This is a genomic window from Streptomyces sp. NPDC044704, assembly GCF_056433525.1.
This window is the reverse complement of sequence record NZ_JBWKGY010000011.1, coordinates 252,345-272,460: the sequence shown is the minus strand read 5'-3', so window position 1 is coordinate 272,460 and position 20,116 is coordinate 252,345. Positions and strand designations below refer to the sequence as shown.

The following is a 20,116-nucleotide window of genomic DNA, read 5'->3' as shown; positions in this document are numbered from 1 at the left end:
CTGTAGCCCGATCGGGTGGAAGTGGGAGCGGGGAGGCACGCGAGTGCCTCCCCGCTTCGTTTGGCCGAACGTGAGCGAGAAGAACGACGGTGCGAACCGCGATGCGACGAAACGATCGGCCCGGGAGCGACTCCAAGTGGAGCGCGAGCGGCAGAAGACCCGGGACAAGCGCCGGCGGACCCTCGTCGTGTCGGCGGCGGTGGTCGGCGTACTCGGCCTGGCGGCCGTCGTCGGCCTGATCGCCGCCAATGCCGGATCCGGCGACAAGTCCGCGAAGGCCGGCCCGGTGGTCGCGCCGTCGGGGGCCACCGGCAAGGACGCGCTCGCCATCCAGACGGGCAAGGGCGAGGCCCCCTCGCAGCTGACCGTCTGGGAGGACTTCCGCTGCCCCGCCTGCAAGTCCTTCGAGACCAACTACAAGGACACCATCCACGAGCTCGAAGCCAAGGGGCTCCTCAAGACCGACTACCACATCGTCACCCTCATCGACGGAAACATGGGCGGCAGCGGTTCGCTGAAGGCCGCGAACGCCGCGGCCTGCGCGCAGGACGCCGGCAAGTTCGCCGAGTACCACGACGTCCTCTTCGCGAACCAGCCCGAGGAGGTCGACGACGCCTACGGCAAGAACGCCAAGCTGCTGGAGCTGGCCGGGAAGGTCGACGGGCTCGACACCCCCGCCTTCCGCAGCTGCGTGGAGGACGGCACGCACAACAGCTGGGTCGGGAAGTCACAGGAGGCCTTCCGGGCCGGGAACTTCCGGGGCACCCCCACCGTGCTGCTCGACGGCAAGGACATCTTCGCCGACCAGGCCGACCCGCTGACCCCGCAGAAGCTCAAGGCGAAGGTCGAGGCGGCGGCGAAGGCCCCCGGCGGCGCGTCCGGGGCCCCGAAGACCTCCGGCAAGGGTTCCCCCTCGGCCTCCGCGTCCCCGTCGGGCTCCGGGAAGACGTCCCCCGCGACCGGGGCGAAGGCGGTGGACGGGGGCACCGCGCGGGACTGAGCGGAGACGGGCCGCGGAGAGGGGCCGCGGCGGGTGACCGCGGGAGGGAAGGCGGCCCGGAGCGGGTGCGGGCCGTGTGTGGTTTTGATGTCAGCTTGCCGGGCGGGTTGCGGTCGGTACCGCCCGGCAGGGTAGCGTCAGGTCTGCCATGACCCTTGCCTATATCCCCAGTCCGTCGACCGGCGTGATCCATCTCGGACCGATCCCGCTCCGCGGCTACGCGTTCTGCATCATCATCGGCGTCTTCGTCGCCGTCTGGCTCGGCAACAAGCGCTGGATCGCGCGCGGCGGAAAGCCGGGCACGGTCGCGGACATCGCCGTGTGGGCGGTGCCCTTCGGCCTTGTCGGCGGTCGCCTCTACCACGTGATCACCGACTACCAGCTGTACTTCGGCGCCGGCCGCAACTGGGTCGACGCCTTCAAGATCTGGGAGGGCGGCCTCGGCATCTGGGGCGCGATCGCGCTCGGTGCGGTCGGTGCCTGGATCGGCTGCCGGCTGCGCGGCATCCCGCTGCCGGCCTGGGCCGACGCCCTGGCCCCCGGCATCGCCCTGGCCCAGGCCTTCGGCCGCTGGGGCAACTGGTTCAACCAGGAGCTGTACGGCCGGGCCACCGACCTGCCGTGGGCGGTGAAGATCACCGAGGGCCCGAACCGGGAGGCCGGAACCTACCACCCGACCTTCCTGTACGAGTCGCTGTGGTGCGTCGGCGTCGCCCTTCTGGTGATCTGGGCCGACCGGCGCTTCAAGCTCGGCCACGGGCGCGCCTTCGCCCTGTACGTCGCCTCGTACTGCGCGGGCCGCGCCTGGATCGAGTACATGCGCGTCGACGAGGCCCACCACATCCTGGGCCTGCGCCTGAACGTGTGGACCGCGATCGTGGTCTTCGTCCTGGCCGTGACCTACTTCGTCCTGTCGGCGAGGCTGCGGCCCGGCCGCGAGGAGGTCGTGGAGCCCCAGGCGGCCGCGGGCGACACCCCGGCCGAGGGCGGGAAGGACGCGCCGAAGGCCGCCGTGGCCGGTGCCAAGGCCGTCAAGGACGCACCGCGCAAGCCGGCCGAGCCCGCCAAGCCGGGCACGCCGGGTGCCGGGGCCCCGAAGCCCGCGGGCGGCGTCAAGACCGACCTCGCCAAGACCGACCTCGCCAAGGGCGGCGAGGACGAGGCCGCGGGGGCGGGCAAGAGCTGAACCGGTTCCTCGGGGGGTTCTTGCCGGGGTCTTCGCCAGGGGTTTCCTCCGGAAGGGGGCGTCGCGGGTCGCGGCGCCCCCTTCCGGCTACCCGGACCGCCGCGACAGGGTCAGCGTCCGGTGCGCTGCCGCCACCACCGCCGGGTCCACGAACCGGCCGTCGGGCAGCGCCAGCGCCCCCGGCATCGCCCGGGCCGCCGACACGATCTCCTCGGCGGCGGTGACCTCCTCGGGCCCCGGCAGGTAGGACCGCTCGATGACCGGGAGCTGGCGCGGATGGATCGCCGCCCGGCCCAGGAAACCCAGCGACCGGCCGCGCACGCAGGACGCGGCCAGCGCCTCCAGGTCCCGGATGTCGGGGAACACCGACTGGGCCGGCGGCGCGAGCCCGGCCGCGCGGGCGGCGACCACCACCCGGGACCGCGGCCAGTCCAGCCCCGCCTCCGCGCTCACCCCCAGGTCGGCCCGCAGGTCCGCCTCACCGAGGGTCAGCCCGTGCAGCGACGGGTGGGCCCGGGCGATCTCGTACGCCCTCTCCACGCCCAGCGCCGACTCCAGCAGCGCGTACAGGGCCACTCCGCCCGTGCGGTCGGCGACGCGGGTGATCTGCTCCGGGGCGTCGATCTTGGGCAGGCGCAGCCCGGCGAGCCCGTGCAGCCGGGCCAGCGCCGTCATGTCGGCGCCCGCCCAGGGCGAGCCCAGCGCGTTGACGCGGACGTGGACGGGCACCGGCGGCCGCTCGGTGAGCAGCTCGGCGGTGGCGGCGCGCGCGTACTCCTTGCGGGAGACCGACACCGAGTCCTCCAGGTCCACGATGACGGCGTCGGCACCGCAGCGCAGCGCCTTCGCGACCACCTCCGGGCGGTCGCCCGGTGCGTAGAGCCAGGTCAGGATCACAGTGCCCCCTCGGTGCGCAGTGCGGCGATCTCGTCCCCGGTCAGGCCGAGTCCGGTGAGGACCTCGTCGGTGTCCGCTCCGTGCGGGCGGCCCGCCCAGCGGATCCCGCCGGGGGTCCCGGAAAGCCGGAAGAGGACGTTCTGCATGCGGATCGGACCGAGTTCGGGATCCTCGACCTCGGTGACCGTGTCGAGGGCCGCGAACTGCGGATCGTCCATGACGTCCCGTACGTCGTAGACCCGGGCGACGGCCGCTTCGGCGTCCTCGAAGGCCGCGACCGCCTCGTCCGCCTTGTGCCGGGCGATCCAGCCGCCGACCGCGTCGTCCAGTACGTCCGCGTGCGCGGCGCGGCCGGAGCCGGTCGCGAACCAGGGCTCGCCGGCCAGCTCGGGCCGCCCGACCAGCCGTACGACGCGCTCGGCGACCGACTGGGCGGAGGCGGACACCGCCAGCCAGCGGCCGTCCGCGCTGCGGTAGGTGTTGCGGGGGGCGTTGTTCGTGGACCGGTTGCCGGTGCGCGGCTGGACGTAGCCGAGCTGGTCGTACCAGAGCGGGTGCGGGCCGAGGACGGCCAGCATCGGCTCGATGATGGCCAGGTCCACGACCTGCCCGTGCCCGGTGCGGTCGCGGCCGGCGAGGGCCGTCATCACCGCGTACGCGGTGGTCAGCGCGGCGATGGAGTCCGCGAGCCCGAAGGGCGGCAGCGTCGGCGGGCCGTCAGGCTCCCCGGTGATCGCCGCGAAGCCGCTCATGGCCTCGGCCAGGGTCCCGAACCCGGGACGGTGGGCGTACGGGCCGTGCTGGCCGAAGGCCGTGACACGGGCCAGGACCAGGCGCGGGTTGGCGGCCGACAGCTCCGGCCAGCCCAGACCCCACTTCTCCAGGGTGCCGGGGCGGAAGTTCTCGATGACGACGTCGGCGGTGGCGGCGAGCCGCAGCAGGGTGTCCCGGCCGCCGGACGTGGACAGGTCGAGGGTCATCGTCCGCTTGTTCCGGCCCAGCAGCTTCCACCACAGGCCGATCCCGTCCTTGGCGGGACCGTGGCCGCGGGACGGGTCGGGGCGGCCGGGGTGCTCCACCTTGACCACCTCGGCACCGAAGTCGCCGAGCAGGGTGGCGGCCAGCGGCCCGGCGAAGAGGGTGGCCAGGTCGAGGACGCGGAGCCCGGCGAGGGGACCGGGACCGGAGCCGGGCCGGGCGGCCGCGAGGGGGGCGGTCATCAGCGGATGCCCTGTCCGGCGGCGAACGCCACGAGGTCGGCACGGGAGGGCATCGAGTCCTGGGCGCCGGGCCGCTGCACGGACAGCGCGGCGCCGCACGCGGCCCAGGCGAGGGCCTCCGGCATCGGACGGCCTTCGCCCAGGGCCACCGCGAGCGCGCCGACGAACGTGTCCCCGGCGGCGGTGGTGTCCACGGCCCGCACCCGGGGCGCGGCCACCGTCAGCGGCTCCCGCCCCCGGGCCGCGTACAGGGCCCCGGCCGCGCCCAGCGTGACCACCACCTCCGGCACCTCGCGCAGCAGCGCCTCGGCGGCCCCGAGGGGATCGGTGAAACCGGTGAGGGTGGCGGCCTCGTGCTCGTTGGGCACCAGGACGTCGACCAGTTCCAGCAGGTCGCGCGGCAGCGGGCGGGCGGGGGCCGGGGTGAGGACCGTACGGACCCCGTGGGCGCGGGCGGCCCGGGCGCCCGCGGCCACGGCCTCCAGCGGGAGTTCGAGCTGGAGGAGCAGGGAGTCGGCGGAACCGATCCGCGCCTCGTCGCCCGCCTCCAGGCCGGTGACGAGGGCGTTGGCGGCCGGGATGACGATGATGCTGTTCGCGCCCTCGTCGTCGACGGTGATGTGGGCGGTGCCGCTGGCGCCCTCGACGGTGCGCAGGGCGGTCGTGTCGACGCCGGAGGCGGAGAGCGCGGCGCGCAGCCGCACCCCGAACGCGTCGGCCCCGACCGCGCCGATCATCACCACCTCCCCGCCGAGGAGGGCGGCGGCGACCGCCTGGTTGGCGCCCTTTCCGCCGGGGACGGTGCGGAACTCGCGGCCGGTCACGGTCTCCCCGAGGCGGGGGGCCTTGGGCACGTAGGCGACGAGGTCCATGTTCGTACTGCCGAGCACGGCGATGGCCGTCATGAGCGGGCTGCCTCCTGGGCGGTGAGGTGGGCGAGGGTGTCGAAGCCGATGCCGTCGAAGCCGGGGACGGTCGTGGCGAGCCGGTTCTTCAGCGGGGCGGTCCACCGGTCCGGGATCCGGTCGGGGGACCCCGCCAGGATCCCGGCGATCGAACCGGCTGTGGCGCCGTTGGAGTCGGTGTCCCAGCCGCCGGACACCGCCCGGCACACGGAGTGGGTGAAGTCGCCGTCCGCGTGGGTGAGGGCGGCCGCGAGCAGCGCGGTGTTCGGCAGGGCGTGTACCCAGTGGTAGTGGCCGTAACAGGTGTGGAGCCGGTCCACGACCCGGTCGAAGTCCGCCTCGTCGCGGGCGGTACGGATCCCGAAGCGCACGGCCGCGGCGAGCCGCGAGCGGGGCGGTACGACGGCCAGCCCGGCCCGGAGCGCCCCGTGGACGTCGGCCCGGCCGCCGGCGGCCTCGGCGATCGCGGCGGCCACGAACAGGGCGGCGTAGACACCGTTGGCGGTGTGGGTGAGGACGGCGTCACGGTGGGCCTGCGCGGCGGCGGCGGCCGGGTCGCCGGGGTTGGTCCAGCCGTGGACGTCGGCACGGATGAGGGCGCCGATCCACTCGCGGAACGGGTTGTGGTGGCGGGCCGTGAGCGGGGGTTCGAGGCCCTGGAGGAGGTTGCGGTAGGCGATCCGCTCGGCGGTGAAGGTCCGGCCCGCCGGGAGTTCGTCGAGCCAGAGCCGGCCGACGTCGGCGGTGGTGAAGCCCTTGCCGTGCCGTTGGAGCAGCAGCAGGCCGAGCAGGGGGTAGTTGAGGTCGTCGTCCTCGGGCGCGCCGTCGATGTTCTCGGCGAGGGAGGTGGCGGCGGAGCGGCGGTTCCACGGGTGGGCGGCGAGGAGCTCCGCCGGGACGCCGCGGGCGGTGAACCAGTCGTCCAGCGGCCAGTTGCCGGTGGCGCGGGCCAGGGCCCGGATCCCGTCGAGCGGCAGCTTCTCGACGGGCTTCCCGAGCACGCAGCCGACGGCGCGGCCGACCCACGCCGCCTCCAGCCTGCGCCGCAGCCCGCCCTCCACGCCGCGGCCGCCCGGGCCGGTCCCGGGCCCGGGGCCGGGCGTGCGGTTCGTGTCGGCGGGCCCGGGTGGTGGGGGCGCCCCGACCGGGCCCGGGGCGGGTGCGGGGCGGTGGGCGGCGGGCGTGCCGCCGGGGAAGGCCGCGCGTCCGGGCGGGGTGGCGGCCGGGGACGTGGCCGGGGGCCAGGTGGCTTGGATGGCGGGCCAGGTGTCGGGTTCGTCGTGGGGGGCGGGGAGGGGGAGGGCGTCGAGGTCCGTCAGGAGGCGGGCGGCGAGGGCGCGCAGTTCCGGCGGGGCCGGGGCGGGGGAGGCCCCGGCGCGGGTGGGGGCCGGGCGGCCGCCCGCCGCGAGCCAGGCGCGCAGGACGGGGCCGGGATCGCGGCCGTCCTCCGCGGCCTGGCGGAGCTCGTGCCCGAGGAGGTCCTCCGGCTGGGCCCAGGTGAGCCGTACCAGGTGGGCGGGGGCCGGCCCGTCCGGCGGGCCACCCGGCGCACCGGGGGCGGGCCGGGTGCCGGCCGGCGGCGCCGGATCCCCGGCGGGGGATCCCGTCACCGGGGGGACGCCATCGCCGTGAAGGCGCTCTCGTGGGCGCGGCGCCGGTCCCGGTCCCGCGCGAACACCTCCCGCGCCACGGCGGCCAGTTCCGCGGCCGGGGCGTGCAGGTCCAGGCGGCTGGCCTCGGCGACCTGCTTCGCCCAGCCGGCCGGCACCGCGCCCTCCCCGCCCAGCGCGCCGGCGAGCGCCCCGGCCATCGTCGCGGTCGAGTCGCAGTCCCGGCCGTAGTTGACCGCGCCGAGCACGGAGGCCTCGTAGGAGCCGTTCCCGATCAGCAGCATGCCGAGGGCGACCGGGAGTTCCTCGATCGAGTGCAGGCGGGACGGGCGGCGGGCGCCGAGGGAGGGGTTGCGGTAGTCCGGGCCGACCGAGTCGTACGGGGCCACCGCCGCGCGCAGCGGGACGAGGGACGACTCGAAGTCCCGGTGCCGCGAGGCGACTTCGCAGACGGCGGCGATCGCGGACCGGGTGCCGTCCTTGGCCAGGGACAGGGCCGTCTCCACGACCGAGGCCGCCGTCGCGCCCGGGGTGCAGGCGGCCGCGACGGCCGCCGCGAAGACGCCCGCGGCCTCCCGTCCGTACGAGGACTGGTGCGCGCCGGTGACGTCCAGTGCCTCCGCGTACGCGGCCGCCGGGTTGCCCGCGTTGACCAGCCCGACCGGCGCCGTGTACATCGCGGCGCCGCAGTTGACGATGTTGCCGGTGCCGGCTTCGCGCGGGTCGGCGTGGGCGTAGTGGATCCGGGTCACGATCCACTTCTCGGCGAGGAAGACCCGCTGGAGGGGGAGGGCCTCGGCTTCGAGTTCGGGGATCCAGCGGGGGGTGGACATGAGGTCGGGGACGAGGTGCTCGGCGATCGCGTAGGCGTCGAGGTGGTCGCGCACGGCCGCGTAGACCCGTACCAGCGCGTGCGTCATGAGGGTGTCGTCCGTGACGTGTCCGTCGCCCTTGTGGTACGGCGCGATGGGCCGGGCGGTGCGCCAGTCCTCGTACCAGGGGCCGACGATGCCGTGCACGCGGCCGCCGTGCCGTTCGGCGATCTGCTCCGGGGACCAGCCCTCCACGGGGCCGCCGAGCGCGTCTCCCACGGCGGCCCCGACCAGGCAGCCGGCCACCCGGTCGTCGAGCGTGAGGGGGGTGTGGGTCATGTCCGAATCATCCCTTGGGTGAGGTGAGTTCCGTGCGGGTGAGGAGCGCGGCGAGTTCGACGAGGTCCGTTCCGGCGAGCCGGGGCAGGGCGCAGCCGGACAGGACGCGGCAGGCCTCGCGCCAGGACGGGGGGAGGGAGTCCCCGCCTCCGAGGGCCCCGGTGAGGGCGCCCGCGAGGGCGGGGGCGGAGTCCGCGACGCGGGAGAGGCAGGCGGCGGCGGGTACGGCCTCGGAGACCCGGCCGCGGGCGGCGGTGGCCAGGGCGAGGGCGACGGGGACGGTCTCGGCGGCGGCGATGCCGTAGCTGTAGACGTGGTCGACGATCTGGTGTTCCAGGAGCGGTACGAGGGCGAAGGCGCCGCCGTCCGGTTCGGCGCGGGCGAGGGCGACGGCGTGCCGGGCGTTGCGGCCGATCTCGGTGGACCCGGGGAGCTGGTGCAGGGCGGCGTCGACGGCGGCGTCCGTGTCCGCGCCGCCGAGCGCGGTGGCGAGGGCGGCCGCCATGGCGCGGGCGCCGTGGACTCCGTCGCCGTCCTGGGTGTAGCGGGCGTCGAACTCGGCGAGGTCGGCGGCGGCCCGGGGGTCGCCGGGGTGGACGACGGCGAGGACGCAGGCGCGGACGCAGGCGGCGTCGTCGAAGTAGTGCGGGTTGTCGTGGCCGGTGGCGGGCGGGCGCAGTCCTGCGGCGAGGTTGCCGAGGCCGGCGCGGACGGAGATCCGGGCGCGCAGCGGCAGGACGGCCGACTCGACCTCGGGCGCGCGTTCGGCCGCCGCGGCGACCTCGGAGGCCAGGGCGTTCCAGGCCAGGTCGATGGCGGCGCGCATGCGGCGGGACCGGGAGAGGTCGCTGAGCAGCACCCCGGCGGCGGTGAGCACGGACTCGGCGGCGAAGGCCGCCCATTCGGCGTCGTCGGACGGGCCGAGGCGCAACGGCTCGGGGGGCTGGTTCAGGGCGATGGGGACGGGGAGGGTGGTGGTGGCGTTGTGCTCGGCGAAGGTGTCGAGCTCGCGGGTGAGGCGGCGGGTCCACTCGGGCATCCGGCTGGCCCGGTGCCGGGCGGCGGGCCAGCCGGCCGCGTCGCCGGCGGCGAGCCCGAGGAGCAGCCCCTCGATCCGCCGGGGCGCCTCCGGCGGGGTGCGGGGTCCGGCGGTCCCGGGGCGCGGGTCCCCGTCGGGCGGGTCCCCGTCGGGCGGATCGGCGGCGGCCGGTCGTCCGACGACCCGGACCCCGGCCGTACGCGTCCCTCCGCCACCGGGTCCGGCCTCCCGGGCGGGCGGCTCGGCGGCGGGGCGGAGGCGTTCGGCGACCCGGCCCCCGGGCGGGGCCGTACCGGCGGCGTCGGAGGTGAGGAGCGCGGCTCCGGCAGGGGCGGGGCGGGCCCGCACCGGGTGCGGCGCGGGGCCCGGGGGGCCGGCGTCCACGGCCGCGCCCCGGGACGGCGGCAGCGCCCGGGGCCCCGGCCCCTCCGGGACTCCGGGCCCCGTCGGCCGGTACGGCTCCGCCGGGGCCGGGGCCGGGGCCGGGGCGGGTGCGCACGCGCCGGCGGGTGCGGTGGAGCCGGGCGGCGGCGGGGGATCCGCGGCCACCCCGGCGGAGAGCACTGCCACCGGGCCCGGGGCGGTGGAGGGGCCGCCGGGCCGGGCCGGGGCGGCCGCTTCCGGTGCGGTGGGGATCGGGGGGACGGCCCCTGCGGCCGGAGCGGGCGAGTCGTCCGGGGCGTACGGGGGCGGGGTCATCGGGGGGTCTCGTATTCGGGGGTGAGGAGGTCCGCGATGTCGAGGACGTGGTAGCCCCGCATCGAGGGGAGGCAGCTGCCGCGCACCGGGCCGATGACCGCCGCCCAGTCGGCGGGGATCGCCGCGGCGCCGGACAGGGCGCCGGAGAGGGCGCCCGCCACCGCGGCCGTGGTGTCGGCGTCGCGGCCCATGTTGACGGCGGTCAGGACGGAGTCCGTGAAGTCCCCCCGGCACGCCGCGAACGCGCCGAACGCCAGTCCCACCGCCTCCGGCGCCAGGTCCGTCCACGGGTACCCGCCGATCACGACGGCCGAGCGGACCGCCCGTTCCCCGCGCGGGGCGGCGGTCACGGCGCGGCGCAGGGAGCGGGCCGTCCAGGAGTCGGACGGGATCACCGACAGGGCCGCCGAGACCACGGAGGCGGGGGAGCCGCCCGCCATCGCCGCGGCGACGCCCGCCGCCACGGCCTGGCCGCCGTAGATGCCCTCGCCGTCGTGACTGACGGTGCCGTCGATCGCGACCAGCCGGGCCGCTTCGGCCGGCCGGCCCGCCGCGAACACCCCGAACGGGGCCGCCCGCATGGCGAGACCGTCCGACCAGGCGTGGCGGTGCTGCGCCGAGATCGGCGCGGCCAGGCCCCGGCGGAGGTTCTCCAGGGTGCCCCGCTCGGAGAAGCCCGCGCCGCGGAACGGCCCCTCGTCGAGGTCGGCGATCCAGTGGTGCCAGGCCCGTTCGACGTGCGCGACGGTGAGGGCGGAGCCGTGCCGGGCCAGCAGCAGGCCCGAGAAGATGGCGTACTCGGTGTCGTCCGTGCCGGCCGGGTCGTCCGAGACGAACCCCTCGATCCGGCCCCACTTCGCCCGGATCTCCGACGGCTTCATGTTCTCGGCGGGGGCGCCCAGCGCGTCACCCACGGCGAGGCCGAGAAGTGCGCCCCTGGCCCGTTCGAGGAGGACCTGCGGATTGCATGCAATCAGCTCCATGGCGCGCCTCTCCACTTGATGGGACTCATGATGAGCCCTTGGGGGATTTGTGCCACGGCATGTGGTTTGTCGGTCGCCGCGAAACACCCCCCGAACGCCCCCGTCACCCGGTCGCCGAGGGACGAAACCCCAGGTAAGTACGGCCTTCCTTGCTGGCGGGCGGCAAAAATCGTGCGTAGTTTCGAGGTGTTCAGGGGGAGTGGCCCCGCGTGGGCAGGGCTCGCGTTGCTTTCGCGTACCCACTCACACGTAATGGGGAGGAACCACGCATGTCCATCATCGACATCGAAGCACCGCTGCACACCGCCCACCGTGACAACCACACCCACCGGGACGTCAACGGCGGATGGCTGCGGCCGGCCGTGTTCGGTGCCATGGACGGGCTGGTCTCCAACCTCGCCCTGATGACCGGCGTGGCCGGCGGTGCGGTCGCCCCGCAGACCGTCGTGATCACCGGACTGGCCGGTCTCGCGGCCGGTGCCTTCTCGATGGCCGCCGGTGAATACACCTCGGTGGCCTCGCAGCGCGAGCTCGTCCTGGCGGAGCTCGACGTCGAACGCCAGCAGCTGCGCAAGCACCCCGTCGACGAGATGGAGGAGCTGGCCGAGCTGTACGTCTCGCGCGGGGTCGAGCCGTCCCTCGCCCGCGAGGTCGCCATGCAGCTGTCGCGCGACCCGGAGCAGGCGCTGGAGATACACGCCCGCGAGGAGCTCGGCATCGACCCCGACGACCTGCCCTCGCCGGCCGTCGCCGCGGTCTCGTCGTTCGGCTCGTTCGCCCTGGGCGCGCTGCTCCCCGTACTGCCCTACCTGCTCGGGGCGACCGCCCTGTGGCCCGCGGTGCTGCTGGCCCTCGTCGGGCTCTTCGCCTGCGGCGCCGTCGTCTCCCGGGTCACGGCCCGCTCCTGGTGGTACAGCGGGCTGCGCCAGCTCGTCCTGGGTGGCGCGGCCGCCGGTGTGACGTACATCCTGGGAACCTGGATCGGTGGCGTCGTAGGCTGACCGTCGCAGGAGTGAGACACTATGCAGTACGCAACATAAGTAGTCCGTTACCCGGCGGTTTCGATTCCGTGTCCACCGGGCATCACACCAGGGCGCGCGGGCAATGATGCCCGCCTCGCGCCGGGACCTCCGCCCCGGGCCGTGTCCGCAGCAAACCCTGTGGAACGGCCGCAGTCTCCGCGTGGGTCCCTTTCTTTCTGGCTTCGTGCCGTGTCCGCATGCTGGAACGCAATATCCGCTTCTCGGGATTGCCGCCATCATGTAACCTGCACGAAATTTCGCAGAGGGCCAACGTCGTCCCTCGGCTATGCACATATGCCACGACGACGACGGGAGAGCCGATGCGTTCCGCATCCACGCACTCCGCGACCGGCTTCAGCACCAACGCCTGGTCGCCCATGGACGGTCGCCCCGCCCAGCAGGGCATGTACGACCCGCGCAACGAGAAGGACGCCTGCGGCGTCGGATTCGTGGCGAACCTCACCGGCGAGGCGACCCACACCCTCGTCGAGCAGGCGCTGACCGTACTGCGGAACCTTGAGCACCGTGGCGCGACCGGCTCCGAGCCGGACTCGGGCGACGGCGCCGGAATCCTCTCCCAGGTCCCCGACGCGTTCCTGCGCGAGGTGGCCGGTTTCGACCTTCCCGAGGCCGGCGCCTACGCCGTCGGCATCGCCTTCCTCCCCGCCGACGGCACCGCACAGGCCGTCGCCGTGGAGCAGATCGAGGCCATCGCCGCCCAGGAGAAGCTGACCGTCCTCGGCTGGCGCGAGGTTCCGGTTTCCCCGGACCTCCTCGGCAACGGCGCCCGCGCCACGATGCCGGCCTTCTCCCAGCTCTTCGTGAGCAACGGCAGCACCGGCATCGAGCTGGACCGCAAGGCCTTCGTGCTGCGCAAGCGCGCCGAGCGCGAGGCCGGCGTCTACTTCCCGTCGCTGTCCGCCCGCACCATCGTCTACAAGGGCATGCTGACCACCGGCCAGCTGGAGCCCTTCTTCCCGGACCTCTCCGACCGCCGCTTCGCGTCGACGCTCGCGCTGGTCCACTCCCGGTTCTCGACGAACACCTTCCCGTCCTGGCCGCTCGCCCACCCGTACCGCTTCGTCGCGCACAACGGCGAGATCAACACGGTCAAGGGCAACCGGAACTGGATGAAGGCCCGCGAGTCCCAGCTGGCCTCCGGAGTCTTCGGCGAGGGCGCCCTCGACCGGATCTTCCCGATCTGCACCCCGGACGCCTCCGACTCGGCCTCCTTCGACGAGGTCCTGGAGCTCCTCCACCTCGGCGGCCGGTCGCTGCCTCACAGCGTGCTGATGATGATCCCGGAGGCGTGGGAGAACCACACCTCCATGGCCCCGGCCCGCCGCGCGTTCTACCAGTACCACTCCACGATGATGGAGCCCTGGGACGGCCCGGCCTGCGTCACCTTCACCGACGGCACCCAGGTCGGCGCGGTCCTCGACCGCAACGGCCTGCGCCCCGGCCGCTACTGGGTCACCGACGACGGCCTCGTCGTCCTCGGCTCCGAGGTCGGCGTCCTCGACATCGACCCGGCCAAGGTCGTCCGCAAGGGCCGCCTCCAGCCCGGCAAGATGTTCCTCGTCGACACCGCCCAGAAGCGGATCATCGAGGACGACGAGATCAAGGACGAGCTGGCCTCCGCCGCGCCCTACGCCGAATGGCTGGAAACCGGCGAGATCGAGCTGACGGACCTGCCCGAGCGCGAGCACATCGTCCACACCCACGCCTCGGTCACCCGCCGCCAGCAGACCTTCGGCTACACCGAGGAAGAGCTCCGCGTCATCCTCGCGCCGATGGCCCGCACCGCCGGCGAGCCCCTCGGCTCGATGGGCACGGACTCCCCGATCGCGGCCCTGTCCGAGCGCCCCCGGCTGCTCTTCGACTACTTCACGCAGCTCTTCGCGCAGGTCACCAACCCGCCGCTGGACGCCATCCGCGAGGAGCTCGTCACCTCGCTGCTGTCCTCGCTGGGCCCCCAGGGCAACCTCCTGGAGCCGACCGCCGCGTCCTGTCGCAGCGTCACCCTGCCCTTCCCGGTGATCGACAACGACGAGCTGGCCAAGCTCATACACGTCAACGCCGACGGCGACATGCCGGGCATGAAGGCCGCCACGCTGTCCGGCCTCTACCGGGTCTCCGGCGGCGGCGACGCGCTGGCCGCCCGCCTGGAGGAGATCCGGGGCGAGGTCGACGCGGCCATCGCCAACGGCGCGCACCTGATCGTCCTCTCCGACCGCCACTCGGACGCCGAGCACGCGCCGATCCCGTCGCTGCTGCTCACCTCCGCCGTGCACCACCACCTCATCGCCACCAAGCAGCGCACCCAGGTGGGCCTGCTGGTCGAGGCCGGTGACGTCCGCGAGGTCCACCACGTCGCGCTGCTGATCGGCTACGGCGCGGCCGCCGTCAACCCGTACCTCGCCATGGAGTCCGTCGAGGACCTCCTGCGCGCCGGTACCTTCCTGTCCGGCCTGGAGCCGGAGCAGGCCATCAAGAACCTGATCTACGCGCTCGGCAAGGGCGTCCTCAAGGTCATGTCGAAGATGGGCATCTCCACCGTCGCCTCCTACCGCGGCGCCCAGGTCTTCGAGGCCGTCGGCCTGAACGAGGAGTTCGTCGGCACCTACTTCGCGGGCACCGCCACGAAGATCGGCGGCGCCGGCCTGGACGTCATCGCCAAGGAGGTGGCCGCGCGCCACGCCAAGGCCTACCCCGTCTCCGGCATCGCGGCCACGCACCGCGCGCTGGAGATCGGCGGCGAGTACCAGTGGCGCCGCGAGGGCGAGCCGCACCTGTTCGACCCGGAGACGGTCTTCCGCCTCCAGCACGCCACCCGCAACCGCCGGTACGACATCTTCCGGCAGTACACGGACCGCGTGAACGAGCAGTCGGAGCGCCTGATGACGCTCCGCGGCCTGTTCGGCTTCAAGAGCGACCGCCCGTCGATCTCCGTCGACGAGGTCGAGTCGGTCTCCGAGATCGTCAAGCGCTTCTCCACCGGCGCCATGTCGTACGGCTCCATCTCCAAGGAGGCGCACGAAACCCTCGCCATCGCCATGAACCAGCTGGGCGGCAAGTCCAACACCGGTGAGGGCGGCGAGGACCCGGACCGCCTGTACGACCCGGCGCGCCGCTCGTCCATCAAGCAGGTCGCCTCCGGCCGCTTCGGCGTGACCTCCGAGTACCTGGTCAACGCGGACGACATCCAGATCAAGATGGCGCAGGGCGCCAAGCCCGGCGAGGGCGGCCAGCTGCCCGGCCACAAGGTCTACCCGTGGGTCGCCAAGACCCGGCACTCCACCCCGGGCGTCGGCCTGATCTCCCCGCCGCCGCACCACGACATCTACTCCATCGAAGACCTCGCCCAGCTGATCCACGACCTCAAGAACGCCAACCCGGCCGCCCGCATCCACGTGAAGCTGGTCTCCGAGGTCGGCGTCGGAACGGTCGCCGCGGGCGTCTCCAAGGCCCACGCGGACGTCGTCCTCATCTCCGGCCACGACGGCGGTACGGGCGCCTCCCCGCTCACCTCGCTCAAGCACGCGGGCGGCCCCTGGGAGCTCGGCCTCGCCGAGACCCAGCAGACGCTGCTGCTCAACGGGCTGCGCGACCGCATCGTGGTCCAGACGGACGGCCAGCTCAAGACCGGCCGCGACGTGGTCATCGCCGCGCTGCTCGGCGCCGAGGAGTTCGGTTTCGCGACCGCGCCGCTCGTCGTCTCCGGCTGCGTCATGATGCGCGTCTGCCACCTGGACACCTGCCCGGTCGGCATCGCCACCCAGAACCCGGTCCTGCGCGACCGCTTCTCCGGCAAGCCCGAGTTCGTCGTGAACTTCTTCGAGTTCATCGCGCAGGAGGTGCGCGAGCTCCTCGCCGAGCTCGGCTTCCGCTCCATCGAGGAGGCCGTCGGCCACGCCGAGCTCCTCGACACCAGCAAGGCCGTCACGCACTGGAAGGCGCAGGGCCTCGACCTGGAGCCCCTCTTCTACGTGCCCGAGCTGCCCGAGGGCGCGGTCCGCCACGCTCTGATCGAGCAGGACCACGGGCTGGAGAAGGCCCTCGACAACGAGCTGATCAAGCTCGCCGCCGACGCGCTGAACGCCGCGACGGCCGAGGAAGCCCAGCCGGTCCGCGCCCAGGTCGCGATCCGCAACATCAACCGGACCGTCGGCACCATGCTCGGCCACGAGGTCACCAAGAAGTTCGGCGGTGCGGGCCTGCCCGACAACACCGTCGACCTGACCTTCACCGGCTCCGCCGGCCAGTCCTTCGGCGCCTTCCTGCCGAAGGGGGTCACCCTCCGCCTGGAGGGCGACGCCAACGACTACGTCGGCAAGGGCCTCTCCGGCGGCCGCGTCGTCGTCCGCCCGGACCGCGGCGCCGACCACCTCGCCGAGTACTCCACCATCGCCGGCAACACCATCGGCTACGGAGCCACCGGCGGCGAGATGTTCCTGCGCGGCCGCACCGGCGAACGCTTCTGCGTCCGCAACTCCGGCGCCCTGGTCGTCTCGGAGGGCGTGGGCGACCACGGCTGCGAGTACATGACGGGCGGCCAGGCCGTGGTCCTCGGCGAGACCGGCCGCAACTTCGCGGCGGGCATGTCGGGCGGCGTCGCGTACGTCATCGACCTCGACCCGCACAACGTCAACACCGGCAACGCGGAGGCGGTCGAGACCGTCCTCTCCGACGCCGACAAGCAGTGGCTGCACGATGTGGTGCGCCGCCACGAGGAGGAGACCGGCTCGACCGTGGCCGCGAAGCTCCTCGCTGACTGGTCCACCTCCGTGGACCGCTTCAGCAAGATCATCCCGACCACGTACAAGGCAGTGCTCGCCGCCAAGGACGCCGCTGAGCTGGCCGGACTCTCGGAATCCGAGACCACGGAGAAGATGATGGAGGCGGCGACCCATGGCTGACCCGAAGGGCTTCCTCACCACCGGGCGCGAGACCGCCTGTTCCCGTCCCGTGGCTGACCGCCTCAAGGACTGGAACGAGGTCTACGTCCCGGGCTCGCTGCTCCCGATCATCAGCAAGCAGGCCGGCCGCTGCATGGACTGCGGCATCCCGTTCTGCCACAACGGCTGCCCGCTCGGGAACCTGATCCCCGAGTGGAACGACTTCGCGTACCGCGACGACTGGAGCGCGGCCTCCGAGCGCCTGCACGCCACGAACAACTTCCCGGAGTTCACGGGCCGCCTGTGCCCCGCTCCGTGCGAGTCGGCGTGCGTCCTCGGGATCAACCAGCCCGCCGTCACGATCAAGAACGTCGAAGTCTCGATCATCGACAAGGCCTGGGACAACGGCGACGTCACCCCGCAGCCGCCGGAGCGCCTGTCCGGCAAGACGGCCGCCGTCATCGGCTCCGGCCCGGCGGGTCTCGCCGCGGCCCAGCAGCTGACCCGGGCCGGGCACACGGTGGTCGTGTACGAGCGCGCCGACCGCGTCGGCGGGCTGCTGCGCTACGGCATCCCCGAGTTCAAGATGGAGAAGGTGCACATCAACCGCCGCATCGAGCAGATGCGCGCGGAGGGCACCAAGTTCCGTACGGGCATCGAGGTCGGCCGGGACATCACGGCAACCGACCTGCGCAAGCGGTTCGACGCGGTGGTCATCGCGGCGGGCGCCACGGTCTCCCGCGACCTGCCCGTCCCCGGCCGCGAGCTGAACGGCATCCACTTCGCGATGGAGTACCTGCCGCTCGCGAACAAGGTCCAGGAGGGCGACTTCATGGCGCCCCCCATCACGGCCGAGGGCAAGCACGTCGTCGTCATCGGCGGCGGTGACACCGGCGCGGACTGCGTGGGCACCGCCCACCGCCAGGGCGCGGCCTCGGTCACGCAGCTGGAGATCATGCCGAAGCCGGGCGAGGACCGCACCGCGAACCAGCCCTGGCCGACGTTCCCCATGCTGTACAAGGTCACCTCGGCGCACGAGGAGGGCGGCGAGCGGGTCTACTCCGTCTCCACCACCCACTTCGAGGGCGACGAGGACGGCAACGTCAAGGCCCTGCACCTGGTCGAGGTCGAGTTCGTCGACGGCAAGCTCACCCAGAAGCCCGGCACCGAGCGCGTCCTCCCCGCGCAGCTGGTCACCCTGGCGATGGGCTTCACGGGCACCGACCAGGAGAACGGCCTGGTCCAGCAGTTCGGCCTGGCGATGGACGCGCGCGGCAACATCGAGCGCGACGCCTCCTACAAGACCAACGTCGACGGCGTCTTCGTCGCCGGTGACGCGGGCCGCGGCCAGTCGCTCATCGTCTGGGCCATCGCGGAAGGCCGCTCGGCCGCCCGCGGCGTGGACCGCTTCCTGACCGGCGCCAGCGCCCTCCCGTACCCGGTCAAGCCGACGGACCGCTCCCTGATGGTGTAACCACCGTCACCCCCCGCCCCTCGGGGCGGGACCCCTCATACGGTCCGTACAACGAAGTGCGGAACTCCGACACGGCGCCCGTCATGTCCCCGACCAGGGATGACGGGCGCCGTGGCGTGCGGGGGCGGTCATTCGGGACCGAACTCGTACCGCAGCTCGTAGAGGTGCCCGGCTTTGACCATCACCGTGACCTCGATGGTTCGCTGGCCGTCCCCGTACACCGTACGAAGGGTGCGGAGGACCGGGAGATCACCGGGCAGCCGGAGGGCGGTGTACTGCTCCTGCGTGGCGACCCTGGCGGAGATCCGGTCGACGCTGTGACGGGGTGGGAACCCCAGTTCTGCGAGGAGCGTCGGCGTGCCTCCTCGGATCCTGCGCGGTTCGGCCAGCGGAGTGCCGTGGGCGATGTCCGGCGGATAGTACGAGCTCACCAGCTCCGCAGGTTCGCCGTCGATGCGGATCAGCTGGTGGCGACACACGGCCGGACTCCCCTCAGCGCATCCGAGTGCGGCGGCGACGTCACCAGTGGTGCGCACCTCTTCGACGGCGAGCAGTGTGCTGCGCGCGGCCGAAGGTTGCTCGGAGAGCTCGGCGAGCCACGGGTACGTTTCTCCGTCCGCCGCCGGCGTGAGGGATTTCGCGGGGCGGAGTGTTCGCTGGCGGTTCTCCCGTACCGTCACGGCGGCTCCCGCGCGGCCGATCGCGAGTCCTTCGTCCTTCAGCAGGTGAACGGCCTTTTGGATCGTGGCGTTGGAAGCGTCGAACCGGGCCTTCAATTGTGCGGTCGAGGGCAGTTTGGCGCCTGGCGCGATACTGCCGCTCATGATCTCGTCGCGAAGATCGGCGGCGATGCGGGCGTGGAGCGGCCGTGGATCGAGTGCTTCGGCTTCGGAGTGGGGCACAGGTCAACCGATCCTGATCTCGTACCGCAGCTGTTGACGGGAGGCCGGCATGACCATCACGTCCGCTTGGACAGGTCGGTCCGCCGTGTCATAGGTGGTGCGCGTGAGTTGCAGCACCGGTTCGCCGGACCCGAGGCGGAGCTGCTCACGCTCCTCGGCGCGCGGCATCCTCGCCGTCACGTCCTCCACGACCCGTACGCCTACATGTCCGAGGGTGGCGAGGAGGGTCACGGCGCCGCCACGGATCTTTTCCTTGGCAGCCAGAGGAGTGTCCGACGCGATGTCCGCCGGATAGTACGTGTCCGTCAACTCGTTCGGCTCATCGTCGAGTTCGATGATCCGGCGACGCACCACGACGGGGTCGCCCTCGGGCAGGCGGAGGAGGAGCGCTACGGCTGCGGGCGCCGGAACCTTGCCGGCGTGGACGATGCGCTGACTCCCGGAACGGCCCGCAGCCCTGGCCTCTTCGGACCACGCGTCGGTGGTGCCGGACGCTCGCGGAGTCAGGTACGGCATCGATGTGCTGGTCCACTCATTGCCGCTCACGATGCCTCCTGGATGTGGTGCGTACTCCAACCCCCCACGGTATGCGACGGGATGGAGTGAACCCACCCTTGCAAACCTTGCTGCTTTTCGCGAATACCGATACGTTCGGTGTGGCACTGGACGCACAGAGTGAAAGTGGTGGGGGCTGTGTCCTTGTCCCGGCAGCAGCGTTTCCCTCGTGCGCGCACCTCGGTGCGTGCGGCCCGGCAGTTCGTCGGTGACACGCTCGCCGAGTGGGGTGTGTCCGAGCGGCGGGACGACATGCGGCTCTGCGTTTCGGAGCTTGCTTCGAACGCCGTGGTGCACGGAGTTCCGTGGGGGCGTGAGTTCTCCGTCCGCGTCGCCCGAGAGGCGGGGATTCTGTGGCTCGAAGTGCGCGACAGTGGGCCGGGTCGCCCGACTGTGCAACACGCGGAACCCGACGCCGAGCGTGGCCGGGGACTCTGGCTGGTGACCGCCCTCGCGGACGAATTCGAGATCCGTGACGATCGGGTCGGTAAGTCGGCCTGGGCCGGGTTCAAGTCGGCGGAAGCCTGAGTCGAGTGGCCCGGTTGCCCGCCGCCTCCGCGCATCGAGGGGGCGGG

The 20,116-nt window shown here is 73.3% G+C and carries 15 protein-coding genes; 6 read left to right on the top strand and 9 right to left on the bottom strand.

The features are described 5' to 3' along the window. Positions 1-70: 70 nt before the first annotated feature. Entirely contained in the window at positions 71-1,000 is a 930-nt protein-coding gene (locus tag AC07B0_RS26185; RefSeq protein ID WP_469380073.1) for a DsbA family protein, read from the top strand. A gap of 148 nt (positions 1,001-1,148) precedes the next feature. Beyond that, positions 1,149-2,186, top strand: coding sequence for a prolipoprotein diacylglyceryl transferase (lgt, locus tag AC07B0_RS26180; RefSeq protein ID WP_478899035.1), 1,038 nt, complete (start codon positions 1,149-1,151; stop codon positions 2,184-2,186). Positions 2,187-2,273: 87 nt separating this feature from the next. Here lgt and AC07B0_RS26175 read toward each other — a convergent pair whose 3' ends face one another. The 7 genes from AC07B0_RS26175 to AC07B0_RS26145 all read right to left on the bottom strand — a co-directional run bounded on the left by AC07B0_RS26175 (position 2,274) and on the right by AC07B0_RS26145 (position 10,690). Then, positions 2,274-3,083 carry an HpcH/HpaI aldolase/citrate lyase family protein gene (locus AC07B0_RS26175; RefSeq protein WP_356882658.1) on the bottom strand — a complete coding sequence of 270 codons (810 nt, stop codon included), beginning with the start codon at positions 3,081-3,083 and terminating at the stop codon, positions 2,274-2,276. Continuing rightward, entirely contained in the window at positions 3,080-4,303 is a 1,224-nt protein-coding gene (locus AC07B0_RS26170; protein ID WP_356882660.1) for a CaiB/BaiF CoA transferase family protein, read from the bottom strand. Before AC07B0_RS26170 ends, AC07B0_RS26175 begins: the two co-directional genes overlap by 4 nt. Next, positions 4,303-5,208: a ribokinase gene (gene rbsK, locus AC07B0_RS26165; protein ID WP_356882662.1), complete on the bottom strand. Its 906-nt coding sequence runs from the start codon at positions 5,206-5,208 to the stop codon at positions 4,303-4,305. The genes AC07B0_RS26170 and rbsK overlap by 1 nt, the downstream gene beginning before the upstream one ends. Continuing rightward, a complete protein-coding gene (locus tag AC07B0_RS26160) occupies positions 5,205-6,719 on the bottom strand; it encodes an ADP-ribosylglycohydrolase family protein (RefSeq protein ID WP_478899043.1) in 1,515 nt (504 codons plus the stop codon). The genes rbsK and AC07B0_RS26160 overlap by 4 nt, the downstream gene beginning before the upstream one ends. Positions 6,720-6,814: 95 nt before the next feature. After that, a complete protein-coding gene (locus tag AC07B0_RS26155) occupies positions 6,815-7,969 on the bottom strand; it encodes an ADP-ribosylglycohydrolase family protein (RefSeq protein ID WP_469380080.1) in 1,155 nt (384 codons plus the stop codon). A 7-nt stretch (positions 7,970-7,976) separates the two neighbouring features. Then, positions 7,977-9,416, bottom strand: coding sequence for an ADP-ribosylglycohydrolase family protein (locus AC07B0_RS26150; RefSeq protein WP_478899042.1), 1,440 nt, complete (start codon positions 9,414-9,416; stop codon positions 7,977-7,979). Positions 9,417-9,703: 287 nt separating this feature from the next. Continuing rightward, complete coding sequence (locus tag AC07B0_RS26145) at positions 9,704-10,690, bottom strand: ADP-ribosylglycohydrolase family protein (protein ID WP_356882746.1); 987 nt, start codon at positions 10,688-10,690, stop codon at positions 9,704-9,706. Positions 10,691-10,959: 269 nt separating this feature from the next. On the opposite strand from AC07B0_RS26145, the gene AC07B0_RS26140 reads away from it, so the two are divergent. The 3 genes from AC07B0_RS26140 to AC07B0_RS26130 all read left to right on the top strand — a co-directional run bounded on the left by AC07B0_RS26140 (position 10,960) and on the right by AC07B0_RS26130 (position 18,084). Continuing rightward, positions 10,960-11,691: a VIT1/CCC1 transporter family protein gene (locus tag AC07B0_RS26140; protein ID WP_478899034.1), complete on the top strand. Its 732-nt coding sequence runs from the start codon at positions 10,960-10,962 to the stop codon at positions 11,689-11,691. 398 nt (positions 11,692-12,089) lie between these two features. After that, a complete protein-coding gene (gltB, locus tag AC07B0_RS26135) occupies positions 12,090-16,631 on the top strand; it encodes a glutamate synthase large subunit (RefSeq protein WP_478899041.1) in 4,542 nt (1,513 codons plus the stop codon). Continuing rightward, positions 16,624-18,084 carry a glutamate synthase subunit beta gene (locus AC07B0_RS26130; RefSeq protein WP_467291180.1) on the top strand — a complete coding sequence of 487 codons (1,461 nt, stop codon included), beginning with the start codon at positions 16,624-16,626 and terminating at the stop codon, positions 18,082-18,084. The genes gltB and AC07B0_RS26130 overlap by 8 nt, the downstream gene beginning before the upstream one ends. 128 nt (positions 18,085-18,212) lie before the next feature. Here AC07B0_RS26130 and AC07B0_RS26125 read toward each other — a convergent pair whose 3' ends face one another. Together AC07B0_RS26125 and AC07B0_RS26120 are read right to left on the bottom strand one after the other, a co-directional pair. Continuing rightward, on the bottom strand, positions 18,213-18,986 hold the full coding sequence (locus AC07B0_RS26125) for a GntR family transcriptional regulator (protein WP_356882740.1): 774 nt from the start codon (positions 18,984-18,986) through the stop codon (positions 18,213-18,215). A 3-nt stretch (positions 18,987-18,989) separates the two neighbouring features. Next, positions 18,990-19,502, bottom strand: coding sequence for a GntR family transcriptional regulator (locus AC07B0_RS26120; protein ID WP_469380295.1), 513 nt, complete (start codon positions 19,500-19,502; stop codon positions 18,990-18,992). 177 nt (positions 19,503-19,679) lie between these two features. On the opposite strand from AC07B0_RS26120, the gene AC07B0_RS26115 reads away from it, so the two are divergent. Next, positions 19,680-20,069, top strand: a complete 390-nt coding sequence (locus tag AC07B0_RS26115; protein WP_469380085.1) for an ATP-binding protein — start codon at positions 19,680-19,682, stop codon at positions 20,067-20,069. The last annotated feature ends 47 nt before the right edge of the window (positions 20,070-20,116 follow it).